The sequence below is a fragment of the Ramlibacter sp. genome (assembly GCA_019635435.1).
Classification (GTDB): Bacteria; Pseudomonadota; Gammaproteobacteria; order Burkholderiales; family Burkholderiaceae_C; genus JAHBZM01.
Genome location: JAHBZM010000001.1, coordinates 1,394,452 through 1,406,331, shown reverse-complemented (window position 1 = coordinate 1,406,331; position 11,880 = coordinate 1,394,452). Strand labels below are relative to the sequence as shown.

The 11,880-nt window shown below is 66.9% G+C and carries 10 protein-coding genes; 3 read left to right on the top strand and 7 right to left on the bottom strand.

The features are described 5' to 3' along the window. Positions 1-467 precede the first annotated feature (467 nt). Complete coding sequence (locus KF796_06725; protein ID MBX3586320.1) at positions 468-1,994, top strand: altronate dehydratase; 1,527 nt, start codon at positions 468-470, stop codon at positions 1,992-1,994. A gap of 12 nt (positions 1,995-2,006) precedes the next feature. Continuing rightward, on the top strand, positions 2,007-3,089 hold the full coding sequence (locus KF796_06720; GenBank protein ID MBX3586319.1) for a malate/lactate/ureidoglycolate dehydrogenase: 1,083 nt from the start codon (positions 2,007-2,009) through the stop codon (positions 3,087-3,089). Between the two features lie 15 nt (positions 3,090-3,104). On the opposite strand, the gene pdeM is transcribed toward KF796_06720, so the two are convergent. The 7 genes from pdeM to KF796_06685 all read right to left on the bottom strand — a co-directional run bounded on the left by pdeM (position 3,105) and on the right by KF796_06685 (position 10,836). After that, the gene (pdeM, locus tag KF796_06715; protein MBX3586318.1) at positions 3,105-3,785 is read right to left on the bottom strand and encodes a ligase-associated DNA damage response endonuclease PdeM; all 681 of its coding nucleotides are present in this window, start codon (positions 3,783-3,785) and stop codon (positions 3,105-3,107) included. A 61-nt stretch (positions 3,786-3,846) separates the two neighbouring features. Then, complete coding sequence (slmA, locus tag KF796_06710) at positions 3,847-4,491, bottom strand: nucleoid occlusion factor SlmA (protein MBX3586317.1); 645 nt, start codon at positions 4,489-4,491, stop codon at positions 3,847-3,849. 63 nt (positions 4,492-4,554) lie between these two features. Further along, positions 4,555-5,970 carry a sensor histidine kinase N-terminal domain-containing protein gene (locus KF796_06705; protein MBX3586316.1) on the bottom strand — a complete coding sequence of 472 codons (1,416 nt, stop codon included), beginning with the start codon at positions 5,968-5,970 and terminating at the stop codon, positions 4,555-4,557. A gap of 17 nt (positions 5,971-5,987) precedes the next feature. Beyond that, on the bottom strand, positions 5,988-6,692 hold the full coding sequence (locus tag KF796_06700) for a response regulator transcription factor (protein ID MBX3586315.1): 705 nt from the start codon (positions 6,690-6,692) through the stop codon (positions 5,988-5,990). 138 nt (positions 6,693-6,830) lie between these two features. Next, positions 6,831-8,717 carry a tetratricopeptide repeat protein gene (locus KF796_06695; GenBank protein ID MBX3586314.1) on the bottom strand — a complete coding sequence of 629 codons (1,887 nt, stop codon included), beginning with the start codon at positions 8,715-8,717 and terminating at the stop codon, positions 6,831-6,833. Between the two features lie 72 nt (positions 8,718-8,789). Continuing rightward, positions 8,790-9,680 (bottom strand): acetylglutamate kinase, encoded by an 891-nt coding sequence (argB, locus tag KF796_06690; protein MBX3586313.1) that lies wholly within the window; start codon positions 9,678-9,680, stop codon positions 8,790-8,792. A gap of 52 nt (positions 9,681-9,732) precedes the next feature. After that, positions 9,733-10,836, bottom strand: coding sequence for a glycosyltransferase family 4 protein (locus KF796_06685; protein ID MBX3586312.1), 1,104 nt, complete (start codon positions 10,834-10,836; stop codon positions 9,733-9,735). 5 nt (positions 10,837-10,841) lie between these two features. Here KF796_06685 and KF796_06680 point away from each other — a divergent pair, with 5 nt between their 5' ends. Next, positions 10,842-11,834: a glycosyltransferase gene (locus KF796_06680; protein ID MBX3586311.1), complete on the top strand. Its 993-nt coding sequence runs from the start codon at positions 10,842-10,844 to the stop codon at positions 11,832-11,834. Positions 11,835-11,880 lie beyond the last annotated feature (46 nt).

Here is an 11,880-nt window from a genome sequence, read left to right as displayed (position 1 = left end):
TTGGCGCTCGCGCTTCGCGGCAGGGGCTGGGCGGCGGCGGCTCACACTGGGGCGGTTGGCGCTTTGCGCCAACTACGCTGCGATGCTCGGCCCAGGGTCGCACCGCAGAACTCGCTACGCGCGCTTTGCGCGCTGCGCTCAAACAGCTGCGGTGAGTCAGATGACGAAGCGGGCTGCGCCCGCCGACCCCGCGCCTGCGCTTCTCGCCGCCCCAGAGATCGCCTCCGCCGCCCAGCCCCTGCCGCGAAGCGAGGCGTTGGTGCGCCGACGGTTGGAGTGCCAACCTTGTTTCAGCAAAGGCGTGTGCGCCCGGGCTGGGGTGCGCCTCTGGCGCGCCGAGTAGCGCAGGACAGTCACCGCAACGCGGTGACCGCGCCAGTGAAGCATCCCAGCCCGGGCGCACACGCCTTTGCCGCCAGACACACAGCCTGACAAACACTTAGCTCGCCAACCGCAGCACCCCTGACATGACTCCCTTCATCCGCCTCCATCCCGCCGACGACGTCGTCATCGCCCGCAGCCAGCTTGTGGGCGGCGCGGCCATCGAGGACTTCACCGTGCGCGGCCTGATCCCGGCCGGCCACAAGGTCGCGGCCCACGCCATGGCGGCCGGCCAGCCGGTGCGCCGCTACAACCAGATCATTGGCTTTGCGAGCAAGCCGATCGCTGCCGGCGAGCATGTGCACACCCACAACCTGGACATGGGCCCCGACAAGGGCGACTTTGCGCGCGACTACGCGTTTGGCGCCGACGTGAAGACGATGCCGGCCAGGAAAGAGGCGACCTTCCTGGGCATCAAGCGCGCAGACGGCCGCGTGGCCACGCGCAACTACATCGGCATCCTGTCCAGCGTGAACTGCTCGGCCACGGCGGCGCGCGCGATCGCCGACCATTTCTCGCGCCAGAACAACCCGGCCGCACTGGCGGACTTCCCGATGGTGGATGGCGTGGTGGCGCTGACCCACGGCACAGGCTGCGGCATGGACACCGAGGGCATGGGCATGCAGATCCTGGAGCGCACGCTGGCCGGCTATGCCACGCACGCCAACTTCTGGGGTGTGCTGGTGGTGGGCCTGGGCTGCGAGGCCAACCAGATCAACGCCTGGCTGGCCCACAGCAGCCTGCGCGAGGGTGAGACGCTCAAGGTGTTCAACATCCAGGACACGGGCGGCACCCGAAAAACCGTGGAGAAAGGCATTGCGCTGATCAAGGAGATGCTGCCCCAGGCCAACGCCGTGCGGCGCGAGCCCTGCAGCGCGGCCCACATCACCATCGGCCTGCAATGCGGCGGCTCCGACGGCTACAGCGGCATCAGCGCCAACCCGGCACTGGGCGTGGCGGTGGACCTGCTGGTGGCCCATGGCGGCACGGCCATCCTCAGCGAAACGCCCGAGATCTACGGCGCCGAACACCTGCTGACGCGTCGCGCGGTCAAGCGCGAGGTGGGCGAAAAGCTGATCGAGCGCATCAAGTGGTGGGAGCACTACACCGAGATCAACGAAGGCGAGATGAACAACAACCCCTCGCCCGGCAACAAGGCCGGCGGCCTGACCACCATCCTGGAAAAATCACTGGGCGCGGTGGCCAAGGGCGGCACCACCAATCTGGAGGCGGTGTACGAGTACGCCGAGCCCGTGGCCGCGCACGGTTTTGTCTACATGGACACGCCGGGCTACGACCCGGTGAGCGCCACGGGCCAGGTGGCCGGCGGCGCCAACCTGATCTGCTTCACCACGGGGCGCGGCTCGGCCTACGGCTGCGCGCCCTCGCCCTCGCTCAAGCTGGCCACCAACTCGGCGCTGTGGCGCAAGCAGGAAGAGGACATGGACATCAACTGCGGCGAAATCATCGACGGCACGGCCACGGTGCAGCAGATGGGCCAGCGCATTTTTGAACTGGTGCTGGCCACGGCCTCGGGCAGCCCGTCCAAAAGCGAGCAGCATGGCTATGGCCAGAACGAGTTCGTGCCCTGGCAGGTCGGCGCGGTGATGTAGGAGCCCGTTTCCATGCCAAAACAGATGGAAGTCCAGACGCTGCGGTCACTGGTAGCTAGCATTTTGATAGCAAATGGCAGCACCCGGGCCGAGGCCGACACAGTGGCCGCCAACCTGGTGCTGGCCAACCTCAGCGGCCATGACTCGCATGGCGTGGGCATGCTGCCGCGCTATGTGGACGCGGTGCTCGAGGGCGGCCTGCAGCCCAACGCCGAGGCCAGGGTCATCCTGGACACCGGCACCCTGCTCACGCTGGACGGCCAGCGCGGCTACGGCCAGGTGGTGGGCGAGCAGGCCATGGCGCTGGGCATGGCGCGCGCCAAGACCCATGGCAGCTGCATCATGACGCTGGCCAACGCGCACCACCTGGGTCGCATTGGCCACTTCGCCGAGATGGCCGTGGCCAAGGGGCTGGTGGCGATCCACTTCGTCAACGTGCTGTCACGGCCCGTGGTGGCGCCCTGGGGCGGTGGCGACGGCCGCTACGGCACCAACCCCTGCTGCATCGGCGTGCCGCTGCAGGGGCGCGAGCCCTTTGTGCTGGACTTTGCGACCAGCCGCGTGGCGCAGGGCAAGATGCGCGTGGCCCACAACGAGGGCCGCCAGGTGCCTCCGGGCTACCTGATCGACGCCCAGGGCCAGCCCACCACCGACCCCGGCGTGGTGGTGGTGCCGCAGGCCGGCCCGGCGGGCGCGCCCGGCAACGGGCTGTTCGGCGCGCTGATGGCGTTTGGCGAGCACAAGGGCTATGGCCTCGCGGTGGCTTGCGAGCTGCTGGGCGGCGCGCTCACGGGCAGCGGCACCTGGCACCGGCCAGCGGACAACGCCCGCGCCGTGGTCAACGGCATGCTCACGGTCCTGATTGACCCCGGCAAGCTGGGCACGCAGGACAGCTTCAACACCGAAGCCCTGGCCTTTGTCGACTGGCTGCGGCAAAGCCCGGCCGCGCCCGGCAGTGACGGCGTGCAGGTGGCTGGCGAGCCAGAGCGCCTGGCGCGGCAGCAGCGCGCGCAAACCGGCATCGCCATCGACGAGCAGACCTGGGCCGAGATCGTGCAGGCCAGCGCGCGCGTGGGCGTGAGCGTGGCGGCCTGAGGCCCACCGGCGCGATCAGGCCCGCGGGCTGACCTCGCGCACCTGATCGCCCGCGATGGCAAAGAACCGGTCGCCGGCGCGCGGCGCCACCGGGTGCATGCCGGTGAAACCACCAAACGCGGGCAGGATGCCCACGGCATGGGCGCTCACCGCGCCCGAATCGTCCCCGAACCAGAAGCACGGCAGCCGCAGCCGTTCATTGGCGCGGCCGTGCAGGCTGATGCAGGGGTGCCAGTGCCCCGCCAGCACATAGGCGCCCGCCACCGCCTGGGGGTGATGGCACAGGGCAAACGGCGCCAGTGGCCAGGGCTCATCCACCACCTGGATACCCAGGGCCTCGGGCGGGTCGCCCGCGCGCTCATCGTGGTTGCCACGCACCAAGGTGAGGGTCAGCGCCGCATGGTCGGCACGCCAGCGGGAGAGCGCGGCCAGCGTCGCCGGGGCACGGGCCTGGGCCGAATGCAGGAAATCCCCCAGAAACACCACCTGGCGCGCGCCGGTGGCGTCTATCAGCGCGTCGAGCCGGTCCAGGGTTTCGGTGGTGGTGCCGCGCGGCACGGGCATGCCCAGCCGGCGAAAGCTCACGGCCTTGCCAAAATGCGCATCGGCCACGAGCAGCGCCTGCGCTGACGGCAGGTAGGCCGCGCCGCCGGGCAACAAGGCCAGTTCGCAGCCCGCCAGCCTGGTATTCAGCATCAAATCAGCCGGGAGTCCATGCCGGACGGCCACCAGGCGCTATGAAATCAGGAGCAAGCGGTCAGAGCATCCGGGCCAGGCTGGCCTCGAGGTGTTCCGATGGCATGCGCTTGAAGCCCGACCGCGCGAAGCGCTGCAGCCGCCCGACCACGAACGCGGTGAGCACCGAGGCGCGGACCTGGGAGTCCACGCTGGGCGTGGCCGAGCCGTCCGCCTGAGCCGCGTCACGCAGGGCCTGGCGCAAGGTGGCCTCGATCTTGTCGAAGAACTGGTTCATGCGCTGTTGCAGGCGGTCGTTCTCGAACACCAGGGCGTCGCCCACCATCACGCGCGTCATGCCGGGGTTCTTTTCAGCGAACTGCAGCAGCATGGCCACCACCTTGGCAGCCTGCGGGTGGCCCGCGGGCTCGCGCTCCGCGATCTGGTTGACCAGGGAAAAGACGGTCTGCTCGATGAACTCGATCAGCCCCTCGAACATCTGGGCCTTGCTGGCGAAGTGCCGGTACAGCGCCGCCTCGCTCACCTCCAGTCGCGCGGCCAGCGCCGCGGTGGTGATGCGCTCGGAGCCAGGCTGCTCCAGCATGGTGGCGAGCGCCTCCAGAATCTGCACCCGCCGCTCGCCGGGCTTGGGCCGTTTGCGAACCGCGGCAACAGTTTCACCAGTAGCGACAGGGGGAGAAGGGGAACTGGGCTCGGCGTCTGGCATGGCGTGGAAAAGTGTGTTCAATTGATTCTCGCATACGCGCGGCGGCGGCCTTCCGGCCCCGGTTCACGAGGGAAAAGCCAGCGTGACCCGAAGGCCGCGCCCGTTGTGCCCCTCGCCCAGCTCGAGGTGGCTGTGGTGCGCGCGCGCGATCTCGTCGGCGATGGCCAGGCCCAGGCCATTGCCTTCACCGCCCACGCCCTGCACCCGGTAAAAGCGCTCCAGCACGCGGGCCCGTTCCGCGGGGGGGATGCCGGGGCCATCGTCCTCGACCTCCAGGACCGGAACGCCCTCGCGCAGGCCGCAGCGGATGGTGACCGAGCCGCCTTCCGGCGTGTAGTTGACGGCGTTGCCCACCAGGTTGCCCAGCAGCTCGCGCAACAGCCACTCATGGCCCATGACCTGCGCCGGCTGGGCCTCCAGGCCCAGGTCGATGTGCTTGGCGGTGGCCGCGTCAAGGTGAATCCCGAGCAGGGCCTCGCACAGCTCCCGCAGGTCCACCCTTTGCATGGGCTGGGCATGCATGCCCCGCGCATCGGCCCGTGAGAGCGCCAGCAGCTGGTTAGCCAGCTGCGAGGTGCGGCGCGTGGCGCTGCGCAGCTTGTTGACCTGCTCAGCCCGCAAGGTGATGACGCCGCCCTCGGCACCGGCGGCGGCGCCGGCCCGGTGGCGGGCCTGCGAAGAAGCCGCATTGGCCGCCTGGGCCCAGGCCTCGACCTGGGCCTGCAGGCCCGCCAGCGGGGTGCGCAGCTGGTGGGCCGCATCCGCCACGAAGCGGCGCTGGCTTTCGGCCTGGGCGTTGACCAGGCCAAACAGCCGGTTCAGCGACTGCACCAGCGGGCGCACCTCCTCGGGTGAGGCATGTTCATCAATCGCGTTGAGATCGCGCGGCGAGCGCCGCTCGACCGCCTCCTTGAGCTCCAGCAGCGGGCGCAGGGCGCGGTTGACAGCCCAGTTGACGGCGAACGCGGCCGCGGCCAGCAGCACCAGGTTGGGCAGCAGCACCTTGAGGCCGATCGAGCGGGCCCATTGCTGGCGCGGGTCCGAGCCGTCCGCCAGCGTCACGGTGATCTCGCCGAGCACCGACTGGACGCGCTGGCGCACGATGCGCCAGGTCACGCCGGCGTTCTCCTCGCTGTGAAACTCGGGCTCGTAGGTGGTGGGCGGCAACGCGGCCAGCCAGCGCTCGCCCTTGAGCGACTTGCCGTCGGGGTCGATGATGTTGAACGCCGCAAAGCCCGAGCGCTCCTTCAGGAACGCCTCCACGGCGGGCGCCAGCAGCAGCACCGGCCCCTCGCCGCGCCGCACTTCGTCGGCAATGACAGAGTCAGCGAGCAGGGGCAGCAAGGCCAGCAGGCGCTGGTCCTGTTGCTGCGCGACATTGTCGGCGGAGCGGTAGTCGAACCAGGCGTTGAGCAGGGCCAGCAGGATCAGCGGCGTGATCAGCATGATCAACAGCCGCCGCTGCAGGCCGCCGGTCATGCTGGGCGCGCGCCGCATCATGGCGGCGGACCGGGCTCGGTCAGCTCGAGCCGGTAGCCGAAGCCGCGGATCGAGCGCAGCGCCACGCCATGCGGTTCGAGCTTGCCGCGCAGCCGCGAGATGTAGACCTCCACCGCATTGGGCGTGATCTCCTTGTCCCAGCCGGTCAGGGCCTGCAGCAGCTTCTCCTTGCTGGCAGGCTTGGGCGCGTTGATCAGCAGGTACTCCATGACGGTCCACTCGCGCGGGCCCAGCTCGATCAGCTGGGTCTGGCCGTTGCGCGAGGCCGCGGCGCGGCGGTTGGCGGTGTCCAGCTCGATCGGCCCGAAGCTCAGCACCGCCGAGGTGGCGGCCTGCGAGCGGCGCAGCAGCGCGCGCAGGCGCGCCAGCAGCTCGGGCAGCTCAAAGGGCTTGATCATGTAGTCGTCGGCGCCCAGATCCAGGCCCTGCACCCGGTCATGCAGCGCATCGCGCGCGGTCAGGATCAGCACCGGCATGGCATGGCTGGCCACGTCCGGGCGGCGCAGGCGGCGGGTCAGCTCAAGACCGTCCATGTTCGGCAGGCCGATGTCGATGATCGCGGCATCGAACACCTCGGCGTTCAGAACCTCCTCGGCGCGCTCGCCGCTGCCCACCCAGTCCACGGCATAGCCGGCGTCGGTCAGCCCCAGCTTGATGCCGCTGGCGACCATCACGTCATCTTCAACGAGCAGCAGGCGCATGCTGATTCTTCCAAAATTCCTGAAGCATCACGGCGCGGCCCCGTGCCGGGGCGCGGCGGGTCCGGGACACAGGGCCGGCCCCGACGGGCTGCCCGGCCGGGCCACGCGGCAACGATTCTCCCACAGCCTCCCAGGCGGTCAGGCAGGAACCTCGAAGTGCGCAGCGGGCTCGCCGCGCTGGTAGCGGGCCCACATCAGGGTGTAGGCCTGTTCGATCCGGCGGGTGAACAACGCGGTGTCGAACAGGTCATGGGTGTGGCGGTTGGCCGCCAGCTGCCGCCCCAGCCCCGCCAGGCGCGGAGGATCGGTGGCCAGCGCCAGCGCCAGCGCTTCATAGGCGGCGTGGGATGAGGTGATGAGCTCGTCCAGGCCCAGCGCATGGAGCAGGCTGGCGGCCACGCGGCTGCCCAGTGTCTCGCCCGGACAGGTCAGCACCGGCACGCCGGCCCAGAGCGAGTCGCTCGCGGTGGTGTGCGCGTTGAGCCAGAAGGTGTCCAGAAACAAGTCGGCGGCGCTGAGCCGGTCCATGTGGTCGGTTTGTGGCAGGCGCGGGGCAAACACCAACCGTTCGGTGCCAATGCCCAGCCGGCCTGCCTCGGCCACCAGATGGGCCACCACCGTGGGGCCGGAGTCCAGCAGCCACAGCACGCTGGCGGGGCAGGCGGCCAGCAGACGCATCCACACCCCGAACACGTCGGGGGTGATCTTGAAACTGTTGTTGAAGCAGCAGAACACAAACGCGTTGTCAGGCAAGCCCAGTTCACGCCGGGAGAAGCGCCGCTGCACGGGAGGGCGCCGGGCATCGTTCACCTGGTAGCTGCCGGGCAGGGTCACGATCTTCTCGGTGTAGTGAGGCCAGGCACTGGCGGGAACCAGCGTCGCGTCGGCCACGAGATAGTCCATGTGATGCACCCCCAGGGTCCCCGGGTAGCCCAGGTAGCTCACCTGGAGCGGGGCGGGACGATGGCAAAAAATGCCGGGCCTCGCGTCGGCCGTGTAGCCCTTGAGGTCCACCGCGATCGCCACTCCGAGTGAGCGCGCCAGAGCGGCCACCTCGGCATCGGTCTGGCCGCGCACGTCGATGAAGCGGTCGAACGCAGCCTCCAGGCGCAGCCGCATGGGCTGCGCCTGCGCAGGGCCGCTGGAAAATGCAATGACCTCGAAGCGGTTGCGATCATGCAGCTCGAACAGGCCGGCGCAAAGGTAGGCCGTTGCGTGTTCGTGGAAATCGGCGGAAAAGTAACCTAGGCGAATCCGGCCAGAACCCGCCTGCATGGGTAGCACGGGCACCGTGGGCGGGAGGTACGCCCCCGCGAACAGCTCCGCGCAGCGGCGCTGCTGCGCTGCGGTGCAGGGCGTGGCGAGCACGGTGAAAGGCGCGGCCACCGGGACGCCGGCCTCAATGCCGGCCGCGAGGTCAGCCCAGGCTTCATCCAGGCCTTGCCAGTCGCACAGCTGCATCTTGATGCCCAGCCAGTAACCCAGCAGGTTGGGATACAGCGGGTTCAGCAGAAGTGCCCGGCCGTAGCTCAGGAAGGCCTCTTCCAGACGCCCCAGAATTTGCAGCACATTGCCAGCATTGAAATGCGCTTCCAGGCATTGCGGATCGCATTGCGCCGCATCGGCGAAGGCCGCCAGTGCCTCGCTCAGTCGCCCTGCCGCCCGCAAGCTGACGCCCAGGCTGTTGAGCAGGTCGGCCCGTTGGGGCGCCAGGACGCTGGCGGCGGCAAAGCACACCACCGCTTCGGCGTGCCGCTCAAGTGCCGCCAAGGCCATGCCCCGATAGATCAGGGGATCCAGTTGACCTGGCTCCAGAACCAGTGACTGTTGCAGGTAGCGCTGGGCCTCATCGAACTGGCCTGCCTGCAGACAGGCCACGCCCATGTGGGTCCAGACGGTTGCCGCCTGCGGCACCGAGGCAAGAACCAGCACATACAGCGCCTGGGCCGCGGCCAGATCGCCCTGCTGGTGCAGCACGGCCGCCCGCGCGAAGGCGTCTTGCGCATCGAAAGCCGGTTCCTGCATGAGCCCCCCCTTCAATGCCGCCCAGGGCAGCCTTGCTCCGCAGCCGTGCTCTGCCGCACGGCTGGCCTGCACTCAGTGTGAGCGGATCATCGTGCCATAAGCCTGTTCGGTCAATATTTCCAGCAGCATGGCGTGAGGCACGCGCCCGTCAATGATGTGCACCGAATTGACACCGCTCTTGGCCGCGTCAAGCGCTCCGCTGATCTTGGGCAGCATGCCACCCGAGAGCGTGCCATCGGCGAACAATTCGTCGATCTCGCGCGCGGTCAGGTCGGTCAGGAGCTTGCCGCTCTTGTCCAGCACCCCCGGGGTGTTGGTCAGGAGCACAAGCTTTTCAGCCTTGAGCACGGTGGCGAGCTTGCCGGCCACGACATCGGCGTTGATGTTGTAGCTCTCATTGTCTTCCCCGAAGCCGATCGGGCTGATGACCGGGATGAACTGGTCGTCCTGCAGCGCCTTGACCACGCTGGGGTCGATGGCCACGATGTCACCCACCTGGCCCACATCATGGTGCTTCGCGGGGTCGGTGTTGTCCACCAGCTTGAGCTTTTGCGCACGGATCAGCCCGCCGTCGCGCCCGGTCAGCCCCACGGCCTTGCCGCCGGCCTGGTTGATCAGGCCGACGATATCCTGCTGGACCTCGCCCGCCAGGACCCATTCCACCACTTCCATGGTTTCGGCATCTGTCACCCGCATGCCCTGGATGAATTCACCCTTCTTGCCCAGCCGGTTGAGCGCGGTTTCGATCTGGGGCCCCCCGCCATGCACCACCACGGGATTCATTCCCACCAGCTTGAGCAGGACCACGTCCTCGGCGAAATCAGCCTGCAGGGCCGGATCGGTCATGGCGTTGCCGCCATATTTGATAACCATGGTCTTGCCATGGAACTTGCGGATGTACGGCAACGCCTGGGCAAGGATTTCGGCCTTGTCGCGCGGAGCAATGTGGGTCACGTCAGTCATGGGGCACGGGGCATTAGTGTCGGCAGAGGCCAAATTGTGCCGCATACGGCCGTCAGCGGCGCAGCCAGGACGGGACCTTGAACCGGACAATGCTGAAGTAGGCCCAGAGATAGGAAATCACGAACAGCGCGGTGAAGGCCATGAGGACGGGCGTGTTGTTCCAGAACAGGACGGCTGGCACAACGGTCAAGAGCGTGAAGCCCCAAAGATAGGGCGACGTCCTGTTGTTTCGAACCAGCATCCGGCGCGTCTCATCGTCGTGGAAAACCCCTCGCACAATCCGCCGGTAAATCAGCATGTGAAAGTGGATCGAATCCGGAACTGTGGGCGACACACCACGACTCATCTTGCGGTAGGTCGAGAAAATCACCTCCCACACCGGGTAAATGGTCAGCAACATGGGGAACCACGGTGAGATGTCCGCGTGTCGCTGCACGAGCAACACTGCAGCGAGCGCGATCACCCCACCCCACAGGTAGGCACCTCCGTCGCCGGCAAACAGCAACCCGCGCGGGTAGTTCCAGTAAAGAAAACCTCCGGTCGCGCCGACCGTGACCATCATGAAAGCAGCCATCTGGCGATCGCCCACCTGCAACGACACATGCGCCAACGCAAGGCAGATCAGGGTTGCCACCGTTCCAGCCAGCCCGTTGAAGCCATCAATGATGTTGAAGGCGTGCGGGAGCCCGGCAATGCCCAGCAGGGCCAAGCCAATCCCCAGGAAGGGCATGGCCACCCAGAACGGGTCGATCCACGCCACGCCCAGACGCGGCACCTGCAGTTCCATGCACCAGCAGGCAAAGGCAGCAGCACAGACCGTGATGGAAAGCCGCCATTTCGCTGACAACCGGGCGCTGAAATCTTCATAAACACCGCCCGCCACGATAGGTAGAAGGACCAGACACCACAACGCCCAGTTCATAAAAGAAACAGGCACATTGGTCTTCAGTCCCATCCCCTGCAGGGCAGGCGCTGCAAATGTTCCTGCGACAATACCCGCGTAAATTGCGACCCCTCCGATTCGAGGTACGTGGCCCAGATGGAACCGTTGCGGAAGCCCTGTTGCATAGCGTTGCGCATGACGCCGGGCATGGCGAATCAGCGCCAGGCAAGCAAGCAAGCTGACCGCGAAGCCTATCAAGGCCAAACCGAGCATGGGGATTGAAGATGATGATTAACGGTGAAGCCGGTATTGTAGGGAGCGGGGCCAGCAGGCAAGGCGGCCCGGTTTCGGAAGATCATCATGTGGCCATCCTGATGTGCACATGGAACGGCGAACGGCACTTGGGTGCTCAACTGGAGTCGATCGCGAAGCAGACCCACGCTAACTGGACGCTATGGGTATCAGACGATGGCTCTGCTGACGGAACCGCCGGGATCCTCAGAAATTTCATGGCCCGGAATCCGGCCAGAAACGTGTTTCCTGTTAACGGACCACGCCAGGGTTTTGCGGAAAATTACATGTCGCTGGTTCGTCGTGCTGAGATCAAGACCGACTTCATAGCGTTCTGCGATCAGGATGACGTCTGGCTGCCTCACCATCTCGAGGTCTCGGTCAGGGCACTGCAGCAGTGCGGCCATCACGCGCCAGCCCTCCACTGCGCACGGACGCAATACATTGACGAGCAGGGCATGGTCATTGGCAAATCGCGCCGGCTTCCCTCCTCCTGCAGTTTTTCGAACGCGCTGGCCCAGAATTTTTGCAGCGGGAACACGATGGTGCTGAATGCTGGCGCCCACGATTTGTTGCGGCATGCCCCTCTGGCAGAGGTATCAGCACACGATTGGCTTGCCTGCCTCCTGGTCTCGGGCGCGGGAGGCGTCGTGACCTGCGGCGCCGATGTCCAAGTCCAGTACCGGCAACATGCCCGCAATTCCATGGGGGAAAATCGAAGCCTGCGTGCCAAGTGGCTCCGCGTGAAACAACTGCAAACTGGCACTCTGCGCCGATGGACCGATCAGAACATCCGGATACTCTCCCTGTATGAACGGATTCTCACACCGGAGAACCGTGATGTGTTGCGTAGGTTTGTGGCAGCACGCACTGGCTCCCCGTGGTCAAGACTCGTGAACCTCCGGGCCAGCGGGGTCAGGAGGGCTGATCACGTTTCCGATCTGGCCTACAAGGTGGCACTGCTGTGTGGCCTCGTGTAGTGGACGTGAGACGGCATTCGATGTGCTTTCGCTAAAATCATGGCTT

What these genes read in the sequence shown, in the direction of transcription:
- KF796_06685 (MBX3586312.1), bottom strand. Translation starts at nt 10,836, where the DNA reads ATGCTCGGTTTGGCCTTGATAGGCTTCGCGGTCAGCTTGCTTGCTTGC.
- KF796_06725 (MBX3586320.1), top strand. Translation starts at nt 468, where the DNA reads ATGACTCCCTTCATCCGCCTCCATCCCGCCGACGACGTCGTCATCGCC.
- argB (MBX3586313.1), bottom strand. Translation starts at nt 9,680, where the DNA reads ATGACTGACGTGACCCACATTGCTCCGCGCGACAAGGCCGAAATCCTT.
- KF796_06705 (MBX3586316.1), bottom strand. Translation starts at nt 5,970, where the DNA reads ATGACCGGCGGCCTGCAGCGGCGGCTGTTGATCATGCTGATCACGCCG.
- KF796_06700 (MBX3586315.1), bottom strand. Translation starts at nt 6,692, where the DNA reads ATGCGCCTGCTGCTCGTTGAAGATGACGTGATGGTCGCCAGCGGCATC.
- pdeM (MBX3586318.1), bottom strand. Translation starts at nt 3,785, where the DNA reads ATGCTGAATACCAGGCTGGCGGGCTGCGAACTGGCCTTGTTGCCCGGC.
- KF796_06695 (MBX3586314.1), bottom strand. Translation starts at nt 8,717, where the DNA reads ATGCAGGAACCGGCTTTCGATGCGCAAGACGCCTTCGCGCGGGCGGCC.
- slmA (MBX3586317.1), bottom strand. Translation starts at nt 4,491, where the DNA reads ATGCCAGACGCCGAGCCCAGTTCCCCTTCTCCCCCTGTCGCTACTGGT.
- KF796_06720 (MBX3586319.1), top strand. Translation starts at nt 2,007, where the DNA reads ATGCCAAAACAGATGGAAGTCCAGACGCTGCGGTCACTGGTAGCTAGC.